This is a genomic window from Rubrivivax gelatinosus (genome assembly GCF_004340905.1).
Taxonomy (GTDB): Bacteria; Pseudomonadota; Gammaproteobacteria; order Burkholderiales; family Burkholderiaceae_C; genus Rubrivivax; species Rubrivivax gelatinosus.
In genome coordinates this window covers 23,625-42,597 of the sequence record NZ_SLXD01000022.1, presented here as the reverse complement: position 1 = coordinate 42,597, position 18,973 = coordinate 23,625, and the positions used below count along the sequence as shown (strand labels likewise).

The window sequence follows — 18,973 nt, the reverse complement described above, 5'->3', positions numbered from 1 at the left end:
CGCTACGTGCTGGTGCCCGGCTGGACCGACCACGACAGCGAGATCCGCGCGCTGGCTGCCTTCGCCGCCCGGCTGGGCAACGTGCAGCGTGTGGACGTGCTGCCGTTCCACCAGATGGGCGAGCACAAGTGGCACGACCGCGCGCTGGACTATCGCCTGGCCGGCGTGGCGCCGCCCTCCGAGGAACTGGCCGAGCACACGCGACGGCTGTTCCGCGAGGCCGGGCTGGCCGTCGACTGACGCCGGCCCCGGCGCTTCCCACCGCTTCCGACACACCGGGTGCCTGCCCGGCCGGGCAGGCCTTTGCCTGGAGATCGCCACGATGTCGACCCTCTCCCTGTGCGCCGCGCCGAAGGCGCGTGCCGCCGCTGCCCCGTGCGAAGCGCCCCTGGCGGCGGCGCTGGTCTATCCCTGCGACGAGATCTCGCTGCGTGTGGCCGTCGAGGCCGCGTCCACCGGGCTGCTCGATCCGGTGCTCGTCGGCCCGGCGGCGACGATGCAGCGGCTGGCGGCGATGCATGCGCTGGACCTGTCGGGCTGCAGCCTGGTCGACGCCGCCTCGGCACGGGCGGCCCTCGAAGTCGCCGCGCAACTGGCGCGCGACGGCGAGGTCGGCGCGCTGGTGCAGGGCGCGCTGCCGGCCGACGAGATCGTGGCCGTCGTGATGCGCAAGGACCACGGGCTGCGCGTTGCGCCGCGCCTGAGCCAGGTCGCCGTCGTGCAGCTGCCCGGCCGGTCGCGGCCGCTGCTGATCACCGACGCGGCGATCAACGTCTCGCCCTCGCTCGAGGACAAGGCGCAGATCGTGCAGAACGCGATCCGGCTCGCGCAGGCGCTCGGGGTCGCGATGCCCAAGGTCGCGATCCTGTCGTCCACCGACACGGTCAGCCCCAGGATCCCGTCGACGCTGGACGCCGCGGTGCTCTGCAAGATGGCCGAACGCGGCCAGATCGCCGGCGGCCTGCTCGACGGCCCGCTGGCGCTGGACGACGCGATCTGCGCCGAGACCGCACGCACCAAGGGCCTGGCTTCGCCGGTGGCCGGCGACGCCGACATCCTGCTGGTGCCCGACCTCGTGGCCGGCGACCTGCTGGTCAAACAGCTGCGCCTGTTCGCCGCGGCCGATGTTGCCGGCGTCGTGCTCGGTGCCCGGCTGCCGGTGATCATGGCCGGCGCCACCGACACGCTGCGCTCCCGGCTCGCGTCCTGCGCCATCGCCGCGCGGCTGGCGGCGGCGCAGCTCTCCCATTGAGAACCCGATGAACGCTCCGATGTCTGCTCCCGCCGCCGAAGCGGCTCCCCGTTCGCTGTTCGACCCGCTGGCGCCCGACGCGGTGGCCTGCGCCGCCGAGGAGATGGGCGTCAAGAAGGCCAAGGCCTCGGCCGCCCAGCAGTTCGGCCTGGCCGTGCTCGGCGGCGCCTTCGTCGCGCTGGGGGCGATGTTCGCCACCATTGCCATCGCCGGCGCCGACCACGTGCTGCCCTGGGGCGTGATGCGCCTGCTGATGGGCGCGGCGTTCTCGATGGGGCTGATGCTGGTCGTCATCGCCGGCGCCCAGCTCTTCACGAGCGACGCGCTGATGGTCATGGCCTGGGCCAGCGGCCGGCTGGACACGCGGCGCATGCTGCGCGTCTGGACCCTCGTCTGGCTGGGCAACCTCGTCGGTGCGCTGGGCACCGCGGCCATCGTGTTCTTCGGCGGCCAGTACGGCTTCGGTCACGGCGAGGTCGGCGCCAGCGCGCTGTACCTGGCGGCCAGCAAGGCCACTCTGCCGCCGTTCAAGGCCTTCAGCCTGGCCATCCTGTGCAACGTGCTGGTCTGCCTGGCGACCTGGCTGTCGCTGGCCGCACGCAGCGTGACCGACAAGATCGTCGCGATGTTCCTGCCGATCACGGCCTTCGTCGCCGCCGGCTTCGAGCACTGCGTGGCCAACATGTACTTCGTGCCCTACGGCCTGATGGTCAAGTGGTTCGCGCCGGCGAGCTTCTGGGCCGAGCCCGCGGCGCAGGCCCGAGCGGCCGCCGAGATCCCGGTGGGCCAGTACCTGATCAACCTCGGCGTCGTGACGCTGGGCAACTGGGTCGGCGGCGCGCTGCTCGTCGCGGGCGTCTACTGGTGGCTGTTCCGGCGCCCGGGGGGCAAGGCGTGATGGCCGGCTTCATCGACTACGCGGCCACGGCACGCGAGACCGAGCGTGCGCTGATGCAGGCCGCCCGCGTGCTGGGCCTGGACTGGCAGGACGCCGCGGCGGTGCAGGCGCTGGTCGGCGAGACGCTGGACCGGCGCCAGGGCCTGAGGCCCGCCACCGGACGCGTGCCGCACGGGCGCGAACGCCTTCGGCTCAAGCTCTGCGCGCTGGTGGTGCTGCGGAGGCGGCTGGAGCTGGAACTCGATGGTGCCGGCGCGCCGGGCGCGGCCTGGCGCGTGCTGTCGCGCGTCCTGGACCGCGAGATCGACAGCCGCCTGGGCGGCGGCTGAAGACAAGCGCCGCCGGGCGGCGGCGGGGCGCTTCGTTCAGGCGGCCGCGGTCTCGGCGAGCAGCAGGCTCACCGGGTCGTCCTCGGTCTCGGGCGTCTCGTCGACGACGGTGTTGCACAGCCGGCCGATGCCCGAGATCTCGACCTCGATCGTGTCGCCGGCGTTCATGAACAGCGGCGGCACGCGTTTCTTGCCGACGCCGCCAGGCGAGCCGGTGATGATCACGTCGCCGGGCGACAGCGCGCTGAAGGTGCTGATGTACTCGATCAGTTCGGCCACCGGATGCAGCATCGCGGCGGTGCTCTCGTCCTGCACCTGCTGGCCGTTGAGGAAGGTGCGCAGGCGCAGCTGCTGCGGGTCCGGGATCTCGTCGGTGGTCACGATCCACGGGCCGAAGGCGCCGGTGTCGCGCCAGTTCTTGCCGGCGGTGAACCAGGTGTGCTGCCAGTCGCGCACCGAGCCGTCCATGTAGCAGGCGTAGCCGGCGACGTGGCGCAGCGCGTCCTCGCGACGGATGCCCCGGCCGCCGGTGCCGATGACCACGGCCAGTTCGCCCTCGAAGTCGAACTCGCGGCTCTGCAGCGGCTTGACGACCGGACAGCGGTGGCCGGTCTGCGAGTCGGGGAAACGGATGAACAGCGTCGGCGCCGGATTGCTCTCGTTGAACTCCTGGCGCTTGGCGGCGTAGTTCATGCCGACGCAGAAGATCTTGTTCGGCTGCTCGATGACCGGCAGGAAGACGACCTCGCCCTCGGCGTAGTCCGGCGCCGCGTTCCCGTGCTGGCGAGCCAGCACGAGGCCGTCCTGCGCGGCGAGCAGTGCACGCAGGCTGGGCAGGCGGCTGCCCAGGCGACGTCCCAGGTCGACGATGCCGTGTTCGTTGCGGATGCCGTAGCTGCGTTCGCCCCGGCGGGTGCGGAAGCTGAGCAATTTCATGGGGTCCTCGTGAAACGCTAGGGCATCGGCGTGCTGTCGTCGTGTCCGTAGCAGATGGGTTGTGGTGGACCCACTGTAGGAAACGGCGCGATATCTTCCTAGACTCAATTCCGAGGTTTCAGAATTGCCATTACAGGCAAAACAAAGACCTGGTTGTCGACGTGGATGTGTTGGCGCTGCGGGCTCATCCGGCCTGGAGCCTCGTCGGGCCGGGCGCCAGAACGCAAAAAGCGGCCGAAGCCGCTTAATGGTTTGTTTCACGGGGGCATCGGGCGGGAGGTGCCCGGGATCTGGTGCGACCGGCAAGAATCGAACTTGCGACGCAGCCTTCGGAGGGCCGCATGATATCCACTTCACCACGGTCGCCAGGTGAGCCGGCATTCTAGCCTGCGCTTGCCGGTCCCGGCTGAGCCGCCGCCAAGCCCCGAGCGTGATTGACCATAATCAAGAGTTCGGCCCGGTGGCCGACGCCACGAGACACTGATGACCGACCACACCGACTCCCCGGCGCCCGAGGGCCCGATCAAGACCCCGCGCAACCTCGTGCTGACCATCGTCGCCGCCTTCCTGGTGCCGGTGACGTTGCTGCTGCTCGTGGCCGGCTATTTCGGTGCCCAGCCGCGCATGGGGGCGGGCAGCGACGCCTTCGATGAACAGTCGATCGCCGCCCGGCTTCAACCCGTGGGCCGTATCGCGCTCGCCGACGCACCGGCCGGCGGCGGTGCGCCGCGCAGCGGCGAACAGGTCTACCAGGCGGTGTGCAGCGCGTGCCACGCGGCCGGCACGCTGGGCGCGCCGAAGTACGCCGACAAGGCCGCGTGGGCGCCGCGTGTGGCGCAAGGCTTCGACACGCTGCTGCATTCGGCGCTCAAGGGCAAGAACGCGATGCCGCCGCAAGGCGGCGGCGCCACCTCGGACGACGAGATCGCCCGGGCCGTGGTCTACCTCGCCAACGCGGGCGGCGCCAGCTTCGCCGAGCCGCCCGCGCCGGCGGCCAGCGCCGCCGACTGACCGGGCCGGCGGTTCAGGCCGGCTGCGGCGCGAGCACGTAGCCGAAACGCTCCGGCATCGAGGCGAAGCCCAGCTCCTGCGGCTGCCACGCGCCGGCCTCCACGGCGTCGGCGGCATGCCCCATGTCCAGCGTGTGCACGAGGCCGAAGCCGAGCGTGGTGTCCAGGAACAGCCGCCCGTGTTCGTCCAGCCAGGCGCTGCGGGGCTCGGCCGGTGCGCCGGTGTGCGCGTGCAGCCCGAAGTCCGGCCCGACACGCCAGACGAAAGGCGCCGCCTCCAGCTCGACGTAGACGCGCTGCGGGCCGTTCTGGAAGAACCAGGCGCCGGCTTCGTCGTGCAGGTAGTTGCGGTGGATGAACTCGCGCAGCTTGTCGTGCACGATGCGGCTGCCCTTGACCCGCGGGAAGGGCCCGGCGGCCTGCACGCGTTCGTCGCGCATGTACCAGTCGCCGCGCGCGTCCAGCGCCAGCCAGCCCCAGCAGTGCGGCACCTTGGGCCACTTGCGCAGCGCGGCTTCGACGATCGCGTCCATCGGCCGATCCTGCCTCAGGCGGCGCGCGCCAGCCAGCCGACGACCGCATCGGCGAAAGGGCGTACGTCGCCGGGGAAGCCGCCGTGCGGGAAGCCGACGTGGCCCCCTTCGGCCGGCTGCCACAGCCTCACGTGCGCGCCGACCTCGCCCGGCGCGGGCAGCGAGTCGCCGGGCACGAAGGGGTCGTTGAGGGCGTTGAAGACCAGCGTCGGCACACGCACCGCGTGCAGATGCGGCCTGGCCGAGGCGCGGCGCCAGTAGTCGTCGGCGCCGGCAAAGCCGTGCAGCGGCGCGGTGAAGACGTCGTCGAACTCCCACAGCGTCGTCGCCCGTAGCAGGCGCTCGCGGTCGAACAGCCCCGGGTGCTGCTGCCACTTGGCCAGCGCACGCGGCTTCATCGTCTGCAGGAAGCGGCGCGCGTAGACGGCGCGGTTGAAGCCGCGGTCGATGGCGCGGCCGGCAGCCGTGAGGTCCACCGGCGCCGAGACCGCGGCGACGGCGCGCACGGTGGCGGCGGCGCTGTCGCCGTGCTCCTCGGTCCAGCGCAGCAGCGCGTTGCCGCCCAGCGAGACCCCGGCGGCCAGCAACGGCCGGTTCTCGCGCGCGCGCAGCCGCTCGAGGATCCAGCCGACCTCCTCGAAGTCGCCCGAGTGGTAGGCGCGTGGCGCAAGATTGGGTTCGCCGGAACAGCCGCGGAAGTGCGGCACCGTGAAGCTCCAGCCGGCGGCGCGTGCGGCCAGCGCGAAGGCGACCGCGTAGCGGCTGGTCGATGAGCTCTCCAGCCCGTGGAACAGCACCAGCCGCGGCGCGCCGGGTGTGGCGGCGTCGAGATGGTCGAGGTCGACGAAGTCCTCGTCGGGCGTGGTCCAGCGCTCGCGCCGGTAGGGCGGCGTCTCGTGCCGCCAGGGGCGCGAAAACAGCGAGGGCCAGATCGTCTGCAGGTGGCCGCCGGGCAGCCAACGCGGGGCGCGGTAGTCGTGCATCGCGGCGCGGGCCCGCGGCCCGGGGTCAGTGCAGCGTCGTCGGCGCCGCCTCGGGCGGCGGCCGGTCGTCGGGGCCGGCGGCGGTGACGTGATGCACCGCGATGCGCCAGCCCAGCGGCGTCTTCAGGTAGACGTTGGTGGCCAGCATGCGCAGCTCGCTGCGGCCACGCGCCGAGTCGACAACGACGCGTTCGATCAGGTGGTGCACCGCGACCTCGGCGCGCTGCAGCCGGTGCACCGCGTCGTAGGACACCGGGATGCCGCCGTCGGCCAGGATGGCCTCGTAGCTCGCACGCACCGCAGCGGTGCCGACGATGCGGCCGCCGCCCGGATGCACGCACAGCGCGTCCTCGTCGTCGACCCACAGCGCCATCATGCGGCCGACGTCGCCGCCGGCCATCGCCTCGTAGAACGCGGCCTCGGCGTCCTCGGGCGTCAGCGCGATGGTCGGCGCCGCGGGAGGCTTCGGGCGGGCCACGGCGCGGTCAGCGGAAGACGACGCTCTTGTGGCCGTTGAGCAGCACGCGGCGCTCGACGTGCCAGCGCACCGCGCGCGCGAGCACGCGGCACTCGATGTCGCGGCCGACGGCGGTGAAGTCCTCGGCCGACAGCGTGTGGTCCACGCGCTCCACGTCCTGCTCGATGATCGGGCCTTCGTCGAGGTCGGCGGTGACGTAGTGCGCGGTCGCGCCGATCAGCTTGACGCCGCGCGCATGGGCCTGGAAGTACGGCCGCGCGCCCTTGAAGCTGGGCAGGAAGCTGTGGTGGATGTTGATCGCCCGGCCGCGCAGCACCTCGCAGAACTCGGGGCTGAGGATCTGCATGTAGCGCGCGAGCACGACGAGGTCGATGCGCTCGCGGTCGATGATCGCCTCGACCTCGCGCTCCTGGGCGCGTTTGGTCTCGGCGCTGCTGCCGCCGACCAGCGGCAGGTGCACGAAGGGGATGCCGTAGCTGTCGGCCAGGCCGGCGAAGGTGCTGTGGTTGGAGACGATCGCCGGGATCTCCACCGGCAGCTGCCCGCTCTTCCAGCGGAACAGCAGGTCGTTCAGGCAGTGGCCGTGCTGGCTGACCATCAGCAGCAGGCGAGGGCGGCGCGAGACGGCGTGGAAACGCACGTCCATCTGGTGCTGCTCGCGGGTGTGGGCGAACAGCCGGTCCAGCGTCTGCACGTCGGCCAGCTGCGCCGGCGCCTCGAAGTGCACGCGCATGAAGAACAGGCCCGTCGCGTCGTCGCCGTCGAGGTCGCCGAACTGCTGCGAGTCGATGATGTTGCAGCCCGCCTGGTACAGCAGTCCCGAGACGGCGAAGACGATGCCTTTGGTGTCCCGGCACGAGAGCGTGAGGACGAACTGGTTTTCCGCAGCCATCCCGGCATTGTAGGGACCGCCGCCGCAGCCCTCGGCGCGACATCCGTCACGGCCGCCGGCCGTGCTCCCCCTCAGGGGCGGGCGGATTCGTTCGATATAGGGCCGGATGTGCCGCGCTGCGACCGAAACACCCTGAAGCCCGATGAAGCTGCGTTCGATCTCGCACGGCTCCTCGGCCGCGGTGCTGCTGGCCTTGCTGGTCAACGTGCTGGTGTTCTGGGGTCTGGTGTTCCCGGCCCAGGAGGCGATGCGCCGCGCGATCGACGAACGCGAGCTGGCGCTCGGCTTCGTGCAGCAGATCGAGAACGAGAACACGCTGCTGGCCGAGCTGGTGCAGGGTTTCACCGCGCGTACCGACCGCCAGGGTGATCTCCGCTACATCAACACCTACTACGAGATCCTCGACGTGCGCGCCGGGCGCTCGCCGGCGCCGGAGGGTGCCGATCCGATGCTGTACTGGCGCGAGCGCATGCGCGTGCAGGCCCCGGTCGCGCCACGCTCCGGGGCCAGCGGGCCGATGCTCGAACGCATGACGCGGCTGGGCTTCGCGCCCGACGAACTCGCCGCCGCCGGGCGCGTGCTCGCCGCGGCGCAGTACATGCAGGAGCTGGAGAAGGTGGCGATGGCCGCGACCCAGGGCCTGTTCGACACCACGACCGGCGACTTCACCGACGATGGCCGCCCCGACCTGCACTTCGCCTTCGACCTCGTGCGCTCGCGCGAGTACGAGGACCGCCGCCTGATGCTGACCGAGGCGGTCGGCGAGCTGCGCGGCCAGGTGCGCGCACGCACGGACGCCGCGATCGGCGCCGCACGCGAGAAGCTCGCGACCGGCATCCAGGTCGCCGTCGGCGTCAACGCCGCGCTGGCGCTGCTGTTCTACGGCGTGCTGTCGGTGCAGCGGCGGCGCGTGCTCGAACCGATCCGCATGCTCAGCGCCGTCGCGGGCCGCATCGCCGAGGGCGACTACGACGCCCGCACGCCGCGCCACGCACGCGGCGTCGACGAACTCGTGCGGCTGGGCGCGGCGCTGGACGCGATGGCCAACCGCTTCCAGGCCGACATCGCCGCGCGCGAGCAGACCGGCCGCGAGCTCAAGCTCGCGCGCGACGAGGCCAACGAAGCCACCGAGGCCAAGTCGCGTTTCGTGCGCAACATGAGCCACGAGATGCGCACGCCGATGAACACCATCGTGCTCGGCCTGACGCACCTGTCGCTGCAGACCGACCTGTCGGCCGAGCAGCGCGACTTCGTCGACAAGGCGCAGGCGGCCTCGCGCATGATGCTGGCGCTGATCAACGACGTGCTCGACTTCTCCAAGATCGAGGCCGGGCGCATGGTGATCGAGTCGGCTCGCTTCTCGGTCGAGGAGGTCGTGGCGCAGGCGATCGAGCTCGTGCGCCAGCCCGCGCAGCACAAGGAGATCGAGCTGCTGTGCGACTGGGCCGACCCGACGCTGCTGGCCGAGCGCGGCACGCTGCGCGGCGACGCGCTGCGGCTGCAGCAGATCCTCGCCAACCTGCTGTCCAACGCCGTGAAGTTCACGCCGCGCGGGCAGGTGCGGCTGACGCTGGACAGCGTGCCGCGCGCCGACGAGTCGACGGTGGAGCTGCAGCTCAGGGTCGAGGACACCGGCATCGGCATGACCGCGGAGCAGGTCCAGGGCCTGTTCCGCGAGTTCGTGCAGGCCGACGTCTCGACCACGCGCCACTTCGGCGGCACGGGCCTGGGGCTGGCGATCACGCGCCGCCTCGTCGAGCTGATGGGCGGCACGATCGAGGTGCGCAGCGAGCCCGGTGTCGGCAGCCGCTTCGAGGTGCGTGTGACGCTGCCGCGCGAGCGCGCGGCGCAGGCCCGGCCGCCGACGCCGGAGGCCGCGGCGTCACGCGTGCTCGTCGTCGACGACCAGCAGGACACGCGCCTGGTGATGCTGGGGCAGCTGCACACGCTGGGCGTGGGCTCGTCGGGCCGGCTGGCCGCCGCGCGCGACGCGACGCAGGCCGTCGCGCTGGCCGAGGACGCGGCACGCGCCGGCCGGCCCTTCGACCGCGTGCTGCTGGACTGGATGCTGCCCGATGCCGACGGCGCCGCCGTGCTGCAGCGCCTGCGCGAGCTGAACCCGGCGGCACGCATCTGCATCGTCTCGGCCTACGGCACGGACGAGATCCGCCAGCAGGCCCGGGCGCTGGGTGCCGACGGCTTCATCGCCAAGCCGGTGCTGCCCGAGGATCTGCGCCGGCTGTTCCGCCCGGCCGAACGCACGCCCGCCCCGGCGCCGCCGAGCGCCGGCCTGGCGGGCCTGCGCGTGCTGCTGGTCGAGGACCATGCGCTGAACCAGGAACTCGCCGCCTCGCTGCTGCGCCGCCGCGGCGCCGAGGTGGTGATCGCCGACAACGGGCTCGTCGCGCTGGAGACGCTGGCCGCACGCGGGCCCGAGGCTTTCGACGTCGTGCTGATGGACGTGCAGATGCCGGTGCTCGACGGGCTGGAGGCGACGCGGCGCCTGCGCCGCGAGGCGCGCTTCGACACGCTGCCGGTGCTGGCGATGACGGCCCACGCGCTCGACGAGGAACGCCGCCGCTGCCTGGCCGCCGGCATGCAGGGCCACATCGCCAAGCCGCTGGACGTCGCCGCGCTGGAGGCCGCGCTGGCGCCGTTGCGGCCCGCCGCCGGTGTGCCGCCGCCGGCGCCGCCCGCCACCGCGGCGCTGCCGCCGCTGCCCTCGCTGGACACCGGACGTGCGCTGCGCCAGTTCGACGGCAACGTCGCGCTGTACCGGCGCACGCTGCTTGCCTTCGCCGCCGAGTACGGCGACGGCCTGGCGGCCTGGGCCGCGTGGCTGGACGCGCCGGACTGGACCGCGCTGCGCCGCGCCGCGCACACGCTGCAGGGGCTGGCCGGCACCATCGGTGCCGTCGCGCTGCGCGAACACGCGCTGGCGCTCGAACAGGCCGCCGCGAAGCAGGAAGCCGCCGCCGCCCGGGCCGCGCTGCTGCCGCTGGGCGACACGCTGGGCCGGGTCATCACCGAGATCGACGCGGCACTGGCCGCGCCGCCGCCGTGGATGGCCGGCGTGCCATCGACGCCGCCGCCAGGCCCGGCCGTCACGCCCGCGCAAGCCCTGCACCGCCTGCACGAGCTTCTGGAGGCCGACGACAGCGATGCGATCGACTGGTTCCAGCAGCAGCGTCCGGCGCTGCAGGCGGCGCTTGCCGCGCCCGCGATGCGCCACCTGACGCAGGCGATGAGCGCCCTGGACTTCGACGCCGCGCTGGCGGCGCTGCGTCTCGCCGGCCCCGGGGGAGGCCAGGATGAACGCTGACACGCCCCGGGCGCTGCCCGCCTTCGACGCGCCGCTGCGGCGCCCGGTGGTGCTGGTGGTCGACGACACGCCGGCCAACCTGACGCTGCTGGCGCAGGTGTTGAACAAGGACTACCAGGTCAAGATCGCGATCAGCGGCCAGCGCGCGCTGGAGATCGCCGGGCGCAGCCCGCCGGACGTCATCGTGCTCGACGTCATGATGCCCGGGCTCGATGGTTACGAGGTCTGCCGCCGGCTCAAGGCCGACCCGGTGCTGGCCGACGTGCCGGTGCTGTTCATCACCGCGCTCAGCCGGCCCGAGGACGAGACGCAGGGATTTCGGGTCGGCGGCGCCGACTTCATCCTCAAGCCCTTCAACCCCGAGACCGTGCTCGCCCGCGTGGCCACGCAGATCAAGCTGAAGGTCGCGCGCGACGTGCTGCGCGACCGCAACGCGCACCTGGGCCGCGAGCTGGAGCGCCGCCGCCGCGAGGCCGAGCGGCTGCGCGAGACGACGCTGTTCCTGATGCTCGGCCTGGCGGAGTTCCGGGACAACGAGACCGCCAACCACATCCGCCGCACCGAGGAGTACGTGCGCACGCTGGCCGGCTGGTACGCCGCGCGCCGCGGCGCCGCGGCGGGGCTGACGCCCGAGGTGATCGACGATCTGGCCAAGGCCGCCCCGCTGCACGACATCGGCAAGGTCGCGATCCCCGACGCCATCCTGCTCAAGGACGGCCCGCTGTCCGCCGATGAGTGGGTGACGATGAAGACGCACACCGTGCGCGGCGCCGAGCTGCTGCAGAAGGCCATCGACCGCCTGGACCACGACGCCGGGCCGATGCTGCACCACGCCAAGCAGATCGCCCGCCATCATCACGAACGCTGGGACGGCAGCGGTTACCCCGACGGCCTGGCCGGCGAGGCGATCCCGCTGGCCGCGCGCCTGATGGCGGTGGCCGACGTCTACGACGCGCTGACCACCACGCGCCCGTACAAGCCGGCCTGGGATCACGCCGCGGCGATGGACTGCATCGTCCAGGCTGCGGGCAGCCATTTCGACCCGGTGCTCGTCGAGGGCCTGCGCGCCAACGAGGCGGCGTTCGTCGAGATCGCCACCCAGCTGAAGGACACGCCCGGCGAGCCCGGTGCAGCGGCGCCGACGGCGCCCATGGCCGCCGACGCGGGCGAGGACCCGAGATGATCCACAGCCTGACGAGAGCCGCCGCCGCGCTCATCCTGGCCGCCGCGGCGGCCCCGGCCGCCGCGCTGGAGCTGTCCGGGTCGGGCTTCGGCACGCTGGGCTGGGCCGAGTCCAACCGCGAGTACCGCTACGAACGCAGCATCGACGAGCACGGCAGCGCCGAGCGCGACTCCGTGCTCGGCCTGCAGGTCGACGCGCGCCTGTCGGCGCAGTGGTCGGCGACGCTGCAGCTCAAGGTCGCCGAGTCGATCGAGCAGGACCGCCGCTGGGACCCCACGCCGACCTGGGCCTTCGTCGGCTGGCGGCCCAGCGACGACTGGCTGCTGCGTGTCGGGCGCATGCGGCTGCCGCTGTACCTGTATTCCGAGATCCTGGACGTCGGCGCGACCCAGGACATGGCGCGGCTGCCGACCGAGATGTACTCGATCGCGCCGTCCAACGAGTTCGACGGGCTGACGGCGACCAGGACCTGGAACCTCGGCGACGACGAACTGGGGCTGGACCTGTGGGGCGGTCGCGCGCGCACCACGGCGCGTTTCTGGTCGCGTGACGGCGCCGAGCCGATCAGGCCGGCCGGAGCCAACTTCGTCGAGGTCGACGTCCACGTGCTCGGCGCGGCGCTGACGCTGCGCCAGCCCGATGCGCTGTGGCGCGCGAGCGTGCACCACGTGCGCACCCGTCAGACCGACGGCGCGCGAATCCCGGTGACCTTGCCCCGGGTCGAGCTGGCGCCGGGCGTCGGCTTCTACAAGACCGACAACTCGATCCCTTACGGCCCCGCGCTGCAGGAGGTCTCGACGGTCACCAACCTGGTGTTCTCGCTCGGCGTGGAGCAGCGCTTCGCCCGGCACTGGCGTGTCGCGGCGGAGTTCGCGCGCGACATCCAGCAAGACACCGTGCTCGGCGCCAACACCTCGGGTGGCTACGTCGCGCTGTTCCGCGAGTTCGGCCCGGTGACGCCCTATCTCGTCGGCGCCCGGCTGCGCTCGACGAGCGGCACGCGGGCGTGGTTCCGCCGCCTGACCGAGAACCCGCTGCCGGCGGACGTCCCGGGCGCCGAGGCCATCAACGCCGGCCAGCGCATGGCGGCCGAGAGCACCTGGGCCACCGACCAGCGCTCTTTCGCGCTCGGCGCTTCGTGGGCGCTGGCCTCCGGGCAGAAGCTCAAGGCCGAGTGGAAACGCACCCGCATCGGCCAGATGAGCCGTCTGGTGGACACGCCGGCGGGTTCCGACACGATCCACGACACGCACCTGGACGTGTGGTCGGTCAACTACAACGTCGTCTTCTGAGGAGCGCCACGATGCGGACACTCCTCGGTTTCATCCTCGGCGTGCTGCTGTTCGGCGGCGCCTGGGCGGCCGACGACATCGTCGTCATCGCCCATCCCGGCATCACGCGCGTGGACCAGCCGATGCTGCAGCGTCTGTACACCGGGCGTGCGGTCGAACTCGGTGGCGCCACGGCGCACGTCGTCAACGCGCCGCCGGGCAGCGCGTCGCGCGAGCGTTTCCTGGCGTTGGTGGTGCAGCTCGACGACGGCCGCTACACCGCGTACTGGACGGTGCGCCGCCACGTCGGCAAGGGTGTGCCGCCGCGCGAGCTGGGCAGCAGCGCGGAGATCATCGCCTACGTGCAGGCGACGCCGGGGGCGATCGGCTACATCCTCGCCTCGGACCTGAAGCCGGGCCTGAACGTCGTGCTGCGGCCCTGACCGGGCCGCGTGGCGGCGAAGCCCGAGCCCGTGCGTCGAACTCGCCGCGTGCGCGGCGTGGAACAGCGCGTGGCGCGCGTCAGCGCCGTCGACGGGCTCCGGGGGCGGGCTGTCCCGCCGCGAAGGGGCCGGCCGCGTGCCTCCCCCGTCGCGCCATTTCAGTGGCCGTGCAGGTGCACGCCCGGCGCCAGCCTGTAGGCGGTGCCGCAGTACGGGCAGCGGCCTTCGCCGGTGGTGGCGACGTCGATGAAGACGCGCGGGTGGTTGCTCCACAGCGGCATCTTCGGGTTCGGGCAGAAGACGACGCCCGGCCCGGCGAGGTCGGCCGCCTGGACCTCGACGGTGGCTTTGGGTTCGTTCATGGGTTCAGACCTTGGTGAGCCATTCGGCGTACTTGGGGTTGCGGCCATTGACGATGTCGAAGAAGGCGGTCTGGATCTTCTCCGTCACCGGGCCGCGCGCGCCAGCCCCGATCTGGATGCGGTCGAGCTCGCGGATCGGCGTGACCTCGGCCGCGGTGCCGGTGAAGAAGGCTTCGTCGGCGACGTAGACCTCGTCGCGCGTGATGCGCTTCTCGACGACGGGGATGCCCAGGTCGCGGCAGATCGCGAAGATCGTGTTGCGCGTGATGCCGTTCAGCGCGCCGGCCGACAGGTCGGGCGTGTAGACGGTGCCGCCGCGCACGACGAACAGGTTCTCGCCGGCGCCTTCGGAGACGAAGCCCGAGGCGTCGAGCAGCAGTGCCTCGTCGTAGCCGTCGTCCGTGGCCTCCATGTTGGCCAGGATCGAGTTCGTGTAGTTGCTCACCGCCTTGGCCTGCGTCATCGTGATGTTGACGTGATGGCGCGTGTAGCTGCTGGTCTTGACGCGGATGCCGCGGCGCAGGCCTTCCTCGCCGAGGTAGGCGCCCCAGGGCCAGGCGGCGATCATCAGGTGCACGGTGTTGCCCTTGGGGCTGACGCCGAGCTTCTCGGAGCCCAGCCAGGTCAGCGGGCGCAGGTAGCAGCTCTCCAGCTTGTTGGCGCGCACGACCTCGCGCTGCGCGTCCATCACCTCCTGCAGCGAGAAGGGGATCTTCATGCGCAGGATCTTGGCGCTGTTGAACAGGCGCTCGGTGTGCTCCTGCAGGCGGAAGATCGCCGTGCCCTGCGCCGTGTTGTAGGCGCGCACGCCTTCGAAGGCGCCGCAGCCGTAGTGCAGCGTGTGCGTCAGCACGTGGATCTTGGCGTCGCGCCAGTCGACCAGCGCGCCGTCCATCCAGATCTTGCCGTCGCGGTCGGACATCGACATGGTGGTTCCTCGGGAAAAGTGAGCGGTTCTAGAGACGCACGATTCTAGGCGGCGGGGTGCTCGCCGGCATCGGGGGCGCAGGCGGCCCGCAGCAGCTGCCAGCTGCCGACGCGGCCGCCCCTGAAGGCCACGTGCACCGCGTCGCCGCCGGCGTCGCGCCAGGCGAAGGTCTCGGGCTCGTCGGCCAGCTTCTCGCCGATGCTGCCGGTGAGCTTCATCACCTGCAGCATCGACAGGCCGGGCTCCAGCTGGGCGTGCAGCGCCACCGCGCTGGCGACGCTGGCGCGCGGGCGCTTGGCCGCCTGCTGCATCGCGCGCAGCGCGCGGCTGAACTGCAGCAGCAGCCAGAACACGATGACGGTGACGCCCAGCGCCACGCCCCTCCAGCCCCAGCCGACATAACCGGCGGCCATCGCGGCGGCGGCCAGCAGCCAGCCGATCCAGGCGTTCATCGTGTTCCTCCTGCGGTGATGTCGGTTTCGCGCCGGCCGACGCGGCCGCTGCGCAGCGCGTCGGCCCAGTCGCCGCGGCCCTGGGCCTCGGCACGGCGGGCGGCGACTTCATGGTCGTAGTCGACGGCGCGCAGCGTCGCCTGCCAGCCGCCGGGGCCGAGTTCCAGCCAGGCGTAACGCGCCTGCGGCGTGCCGGTCTCGGCGACGTGCGGCCCGGGCTGGTCGTGGTCGAAAGCCGGCAGGCCGACGCTGCCGGGGTTGAGCACCGTCGTCGCGCCGACGCGGCGTTGGCGCGGCAGATGGCTGTGGCCGCAGAGCAGCCAGGCCGGCGCCGCGGCCGGCAGGCGTGCGGCGATCTCGGCCTCGTCGGCTTCGTGCAGGCCGTCGGCGCGCACGCTGTGCAGCAGGTACTCCAGGTCGCTGCGGCCGCTGCCGTGCACGGCGAGCACGTCGGGGTGCGGCGCCATCGTCGCCGGCAGCGCCGCCAGCCAGGCGCGTTCGGCCTCGCCGAGCGCGTCGAAGGCGAAACGGTCGCTGGCGCCCAGGTGCTCGTGCGGCGGGGCCAGCAACTGGCGCTCGTGGTTGCCGGCGATCGTCGGCCAGCCCAGCGCCATCAGCCGGCGCGCGGTCTCCCGCGGCCACAGCGGGCCGGAGACGATGTCGCCCAGGTTCAGCCAGCCGTCGACCGCGCCGGCGTCGGCGATCACCGCCTCCAGCGCCGGGAGGTTGCCGTGGATGTCGGAGACGATCGCCCAGCGCATCGTCACAGCCCGCGCACGATGTCGATCGCCTGCTCGATGCGCTCGACGGCGTGCACCGTAAGGCCTTCGACCGGCTTCTTCGGCGCGTTGGCCTTGGGCACGACGGCGACCGAGAAACCCAGCTTGGCGGCTTCCTTCAGCCGCTCCTGGCCACGCGGCGCCGGGCGCACCTCGCCGGCCAGACCCACCTCGCCGAAGGCGACGAAACCACGCGGCAGCGGCTTGCCGCGCAGCGAACTCGTGATCGACAGCAGCACCGCCAGGTCGGCCGCCGGCTCGGCGATGCGCACGCCGCCCACCGCGTTGACGAACACGTCCTGGTCCATGCACGAGACGCCAGCGTGGCGGTGCAGCACCGCCAGCAGCATCGCCAGGCGGTCGCGGTCCAGGCCCACCGACAGCCGCCGCGGGCTGGCGCCGCCGCTGTCGACCAGCGCCTGGATCTCCACCAGCAGCGGCCGCGTGCCTTCCAGCGTGACGAGCACGCAGGAGCCCGACACCGGCTCGCCGTGCGCCGACAGGAAGATCGCGCTCGGGTTGCTGACGCCGCGCAGCCCCTTCTCGGTCATCGCGAAGACGCCGATCTCGTTGACGGCGCCGAAGCGGTTCTTGATCGCCCGCACCAGGCGAAAGCTCGAATGCGTGTCGCCCTCGAAGTACAGCACCGTGTCGACGATGTGCTCCAGCACCCGCGGACCGGCCAGCGCGCCTTCCTTGGTGACGTGGCCGACGAGCACCATCGCGCAGCCGCCGGTCTTGGCCACGCGCGTGAGCTGCGCGGCGCATTCGCGCACCTGGGCCACCGAGCCCGGCGCCGACGTCAGCTGGTCCGAATACAGCGTCTGGATCGAATCGATGACGCAGAAGGCCGGCTGCTCGGTCTCCAGCGTCGCCAGGATCTTCTCCAGCGAGATCTCGGCGACGACACGCACCTTGGCACCCGCCAGCCCGAGCCGGCGCGCGCGCAGCGCGACCTGGGCGCCCGATTCCTCGCCGGTGACGTAGAGCACCGGCATCACCGCCGACAGCGCGTCCAGCGCCTGCAGGAGCAGCGTGCTCTTGCCGATGCCGGGGTCGCCGCCGATCAGGGTCACGCCGCCGGCGACGATGCCGCCGCCGAGCACGCGGTCGAGTTCCTCCTGGCCGGTGGGCGTGCGCGCGACCTCGGCGGCGTCGATGTCGGCCAGCGTCGCCACCGGCTGGCTCCTGGCCAGCGCCTGGAAGCGGTTGTTCTTCGTCGCCGCCTCGGCCAGGCCCTCGTCGAGCGAGTTCCAGGCGCCGCAGGCCGGGCACTTGCCCAGCCACTTGGGGCTGGTGCCGCCGCACTCGCGGCAGGTGTAGATCGTCTTGGCCACGGAGGGATCCTGTCAGAAGTCGCGCACGCGGCCGCGTCCGGCCTTGACCTGGGCATCGCGCGCCTTGCCCTGCAGCCGGCGCTGCTTGGACGACCAGGTCGGTTTCGTCGCCCGGCGCGGGGCCTGGACCTCGGCCGCGGCGTCGACCAGCGCCTGCAGCCGTGCCAGCGCGTCGGCCTGGTTGCGTGGCAGGCTGCGGTGGGTCTGCGCCTTGATGACGACGACGCCGTCGGCGCCGATGCGCTGGTCGGGTGTCGCCAGCAGCCGTTCCTTGATCGGGCCCGGCAGCGACGAGGCGCGGATGTCGAAACGCAGGTGCACCGCGTTCGACACCTTGTTGACGTTCTGCCCGCCGGCGCCCTGGGCGCGGATCGCCGCGAACTCGACCTCGCGGCGGTCGACGCACGGCGGCGGCGCGGCCATCAGTCCTCGGCGCCGCGCATCGTCACGCGCGGCGCGACGGCACACATCAGCTCGTAGCCGATCGTGCCGGCGGCGCGTGCCACCTCGTCGATCGGCAGCACGCTGCCACCGGGGCCGCGGCCCCAGAGCGTGACCTCGCTGCCGATGCCGGCGTCGGGCAGCTCGGTCAGGTCGACCTCGAGCATGTCCATCGAGACCCGGCCGATGGTGCGCGTGCGCCGGCCGTCGACCAGCGCCGGCGTGCCGGTGGGGCACAGCCGCGGGTAGCCGTCGGCGTAGCCGCAGGCGACGATGCCCACGCGCATCGGGCCCGGCGCGGTGAAGCTGCTGCCGTAGCCGACGGTGTCGCCGGCGGCCAGGGTCTGCGTGGCGATGATGCGCGAGCGCAGCGTCATCGTCGGCCGCAGCTCCCAGTGCTCGATGCCGTGTTCGGGGAAGTCGGGCGCGCTGCCGTACAGCAGGATGCCGGCGCGCACCCAGTCGTTCTTGACGCCGTGGCGCAGCAGCGCGGCGCTGTTGGACAGGCAGCGTTCGCCCGGCAGGTCCTGCGTCGCGGTCTCGAAGGCGGCGATCTGGTGGGCGATGCCGCGCGGGCCGTCGGCGTCGGAGAAGTGGGTGATCAGCGAGATCTCGTCGACCTGCGGCAGCGCGTCCAGCCGGGCCCAGGCGCCGCGCAGGGCCGTCGGCGTGAAACCGAGGCGGTTCATGCCGCTGTTCATCTTCAGGAACACGCGGTGCGGGCGCTGCGTCTTGTGCGCCGCCAGCCAGTCGATCTGCTCGTTGCAGTGCACCGCGTGCCACAGGTCCAGGCGCGAACACAGTTCCAGGTCGCGCGGCTCGAACACGCCTTCGAGCAGCAGGATCGGGCCGCGCCAGCCCAGCGTGCGCAGGCGTTCGGCCTCGGCCAGGTCCAGCAGCGCGAAGCCGTCGGCGCCGCGCAATCCGTCGTACGCACGCTCGATGCCGTGGCCGTAGGCGTTGGCCTTGACGACCGCCCAGACGCGGGCGTCGGGGGCCAGCGCGCGGGCGCGCTGCAGGTTGTGGGCGAGGGCGGGGACGTGGACGAGGGCTTCGATCGGGCGCGGCATGGCCGGGCCATTTTGCCAGCCGACCCGTGGCTTACGTCCTTCGGAACGAGGATGCCACCGTGCTATAAACCGCC

General features: G+C 72.4%; 20 protein-coding genes, 1 tRNA gene and 1 pseudogene. 9 read left to right on the top strand and 13 right to left on the bottom strand.

From position 1 onward, the window contains the following. The 4 genes and pseudogenes from EV684_RS23075 to EV684_RS23060 form a co-directional block, all read left to right on the top strand. A pseudogene (locus tag EV684_RS23075) lies at window positions 1-240 on the top strand (pyruvate formate-lyase-activating protein); the annotation flags it as partial. A gap of 82 nt (window positions 241-322) precedes the next feature. Then, a complete protein-coding gene (locus EV684_RS23070) occupies window positions 323-1,252 on the top strand; it encodes a bifunctional enoyl-CoA hydratase/phosphate acetyltransferase (RefSeq protein ID WP_132649695.1) in 930 nt (309 codons plus the stop codon). A gap of 7 nt (window positions 1,253-1,259) precedes the next feature. Further along, the gene (locus EV684_RS23065; RefSeq protein WP_132649694.1) at window positions 1,260-2,150 is read left to right on the top strand and encodes a formate/nitrite transporter family protein; all 891 of its coding nucleotides are present in this window, start codon (window positions 1,260-1,262) and stop codon (window positions 2,148-2,150) included. Next, window positions 2,150-2,479, top strand: coding sequence for a hypothetical protein (locus EV684_RS23060; protein ID WP_132649693.1), 330 nt, complete (start codon window positions 2,150-2,152; stop codon window positions 2,477-2,479). The genes EV684_RS23065 and EV684_RS23060 overlap by 1 nt, the downstream gene beginning before the upstream one ends. 36 nt (window positions 2,480-2,515) lie before the next feature. Here the strand turns inward: EV684_RS23060 and EV684_RS23055 are convergent, their stop codons facing one another. Next, on the bottom strand, window positions 2,516-3,415 hold the full coding sequence (locus tag EV684_RS23055) for a fumarylacetoacetate hydrolase family protein (protein ID WP_132649692.1): 900 nt from the start codon (window positions 3,413-3,415) through the stop codon (window positions 2,516-2,518). A gap of 291 nt (window positions 3,416-3,706) precedes the next feature. Next, window positions 3,707-3,781 (bottom strand) — tRNA-Arg (locus tag EV684_RS23050). Between the two features lie 117 nt (window positions 3,782-3,898). On the opposite strand from EV684_RS23050, the gene EV684_RS23045 reads away from it, so the two are divergent. Continuing rightward, entirely contained in the window at window positions 3,899-4,426 is a 528-nt protein-coding gene (locus tag EV684_RS23045) for a c-type cytochrome (RefSeq protein WP_132649691.1), read from the top strand. A 13-nt stretch (window positions 4,427-4,439) separates the two neighbouring features. On the opposite strand, the gene EV684_RS23040 is transcribed toward EV684_RS23045, so the two are convergent. Genes EV684_RS23040 through purU form a run of 4 tightly spaced genes read right to left on the bottom strand, consistent with a single transcriptional unit; the run spans window position 4,440 to window position 7,311 of the window. Then, entirely contained in the window at window positions 4,440-4,958 is a 519-nt protein-coding gene (locus EV684_RS23040) for a DUF2946 family protein (RefSeq protein ID WP_132649690.1), read from the bottom strand. A gap of 14 nt (window positions 4,959-4,972) precedes the next feature. Then, window positions 4,973-5,941 (bottom strand): YheT family hydrolase, encoded by a 969-nt coding sequence (locus tag EV684_RS23035; RefSeq protein WP_132649689.1) that lies wholly within the window; start codon window positions 5,939-5,941, stop codon window positions 4,973-4,975. A gap of 25 nt (window positions 5,942-5,966) precedes the next feature. Then, on the bottom strand, window positions 5,967-6,419 hold the full coding sequence (locus tag EV684_RS23030; protein WP_132649688.1) for a YybH family protein: 453 nt from the start codon (window positions 6,417-6,419) through the stop codon (window positions 5,967-5,969). A gap of 7 nt (window positions 6,420-6,426) precedes the next feature. Next, window positions 6,427-7,311 carry a formyltetrahydrofolate deformylase gene (purU, locus tag EV684_RS23025; protein ID WP_132649687.1) on the bottom strand — a complete coding sequence of 295 codons (885 nt, stop codon included), beginning with the start codon at window positions 7,309-7,311 and terminating at the stop codon, window positions 6,427-6,429. 142 nt (window positions 7,312-7,453) lie between these two features. Here purU and EV684_RS23020 point away from each other — a divergent pair, with 142 nt between their 5' ends. Genes EV684_RS23020 through EV684_RS23005 form a run of 4 tightly spaced genes read left to right on the top strand, consistent with a single transcriptional unit; the run spans window position 7,454 to window position 13,530 of the window. Then, on the top strand, window positions 7,454-10,633 hold the full coding sequence (locus EV684_RS23020) for a response regulator (protein ID WP_132649686.1): 3,180 nt from the start codon (window positions 7,454-7,456) through the stop codon (window positions 10,631-10,633). Next, on the top strand, window positions 10,623-11,816 hold the full coding sequence (locus EV684_RS23015) for an HD-GYP domain-containing protein (protein WP_132649685.1): 1,194 nt from the start codon (window positions 10,623-10,625) through the stop codon (window positions 11,814-11,816). The genes EV684_RS23020 and EV684_RS23015 overlap by 11 nt, the downstream gene beginning before the upstream one ends. Continuing rightward, complete coding sequence (locus tag EV684_RS23010; RefSeq protein WP_132649684.1) at window positions 11,813-13,108, top strand: hypothetical protein; 1,296 nt, start codon at window positions 11,813-11,815, stop codon at window positions 13,106-13,108. The genes EV684_RS23015 and EV684_RS23010 overlap by 4 nt, the downstream gene beginning before the upstream one ends. An 11-nt stretch (window positions 13,109-13,119) precedes the next feature. Continuing rightward, window positions 13,120-13,530 carry a type 2 periplasmic-binding domain-containing protein gene (locus EV684_RS23005; protein WP_132649683.1) on the top strand — a complete coding sequence of 137 codons (411 nt, stop codon included), beginning with the start codon at window positions 13,120-13,122 and terminating at the stop codon, window positions 13,528-13,530. 158 nt (window positions 13,531-13,688) lie between these two features. Here the strand turns inward: EV684_RS23005 and EV684_RS23000 are convergent, their stop codons facing one another. From EV684_RS23000 to alr, 7 genes are read right to left on the bottom strand one after another with little or no spacing between them, the layout of a single operon-like run. Then, window positions 13,689-13,892: a zinc-finger domain-containing protein gene (locus EV684_RS23000; protein ID WP_132649682.1), complete on the bottom strand. Its 204-nt coding sequence runs from the start codon at window positions 13,890-13,892 to the stop codon at window positions 13,689-13,691. A gap of 4 nt (window positions 13,893-13,896) precedes the next feature. Beyond that, a complete protein-coding gene (locus EV684_RS22995) occupies window positions 13,897-14,820 on the bottom strand; it encodes a branched-chain amino acid transaminase (protein ID WP_132649681.1) in 924 nt (307 codons plus the stop codon). Window positions 14,821-14,864: 44 nt separating this feature from the next. After that, window positions 14,865-15,272, bottom strand: a complete 408-nt coding sequence (locus tag EV684_RS22990; RefSeq protein ID WP_132649680.1) for a hypothetical protein — start codon at window positions 15,270-15,272, stop codon at window positions 14,865-14,867. Further along, window positions 15,269-16,033 carry a metallophosphoesterase family protein gene (locus EV684_RS22985; RefSeq protein WP_132649679.1) on the bottom strand — a complete coding sequence of 255 codons (765 nt, stop codon included), beginning with the start codon at window positions 16,031-16,033 and terminating at the stop codon, window positions 15,269-15,271. Before EV684_RS22985 ends, EV684_RS22990 begins: the two co-directional genes overlap by 4 nt. A gap of 2 nt (window positions 16,034-16,035) precedes the next feature. Next, window positions 16,036-17,388, bottom strand: a complete 1,353-nt coding sequence (radA, locus tag EV684_RS22980; RefSeq protein WP_132649678.1) for a DNA repair protein RadA — start codon at window positions 17,386-17,388, stop codon at window positions 16,036-16,038. A gap of 12 nt (window positions 17,389-17,400) precedes the next feature. Next, window positions 17,401-17,811: an alternative ribosome rescue aminoacyl-tRNA hydrolase ArfB gene (arfB, locus tag EV684_RS22975; protein WP_132649677.1), complete on the bottom strand. Its 411-nt coding sequence runs from the start codon at window positions 17,809-17,811 to the stop codon at window positions 17,401-17,403. Further along, window positions 17,811-18,899: an alanine racemase gene (gene alr / locus EV684_RS22970; protein WP_132649676.1), complete on the bottom strand. Its 1,089-nt coding sequence runs from the start codon at window positions 18,897-18,899 to the stop codon at window positions 17,811-17,813. Before alr ends, arfB begins: the two co-directional genes overlap by 1 nt. Between the last annotated feature and the right edge of the window lie 74 nt (window positions 18,900-18,973).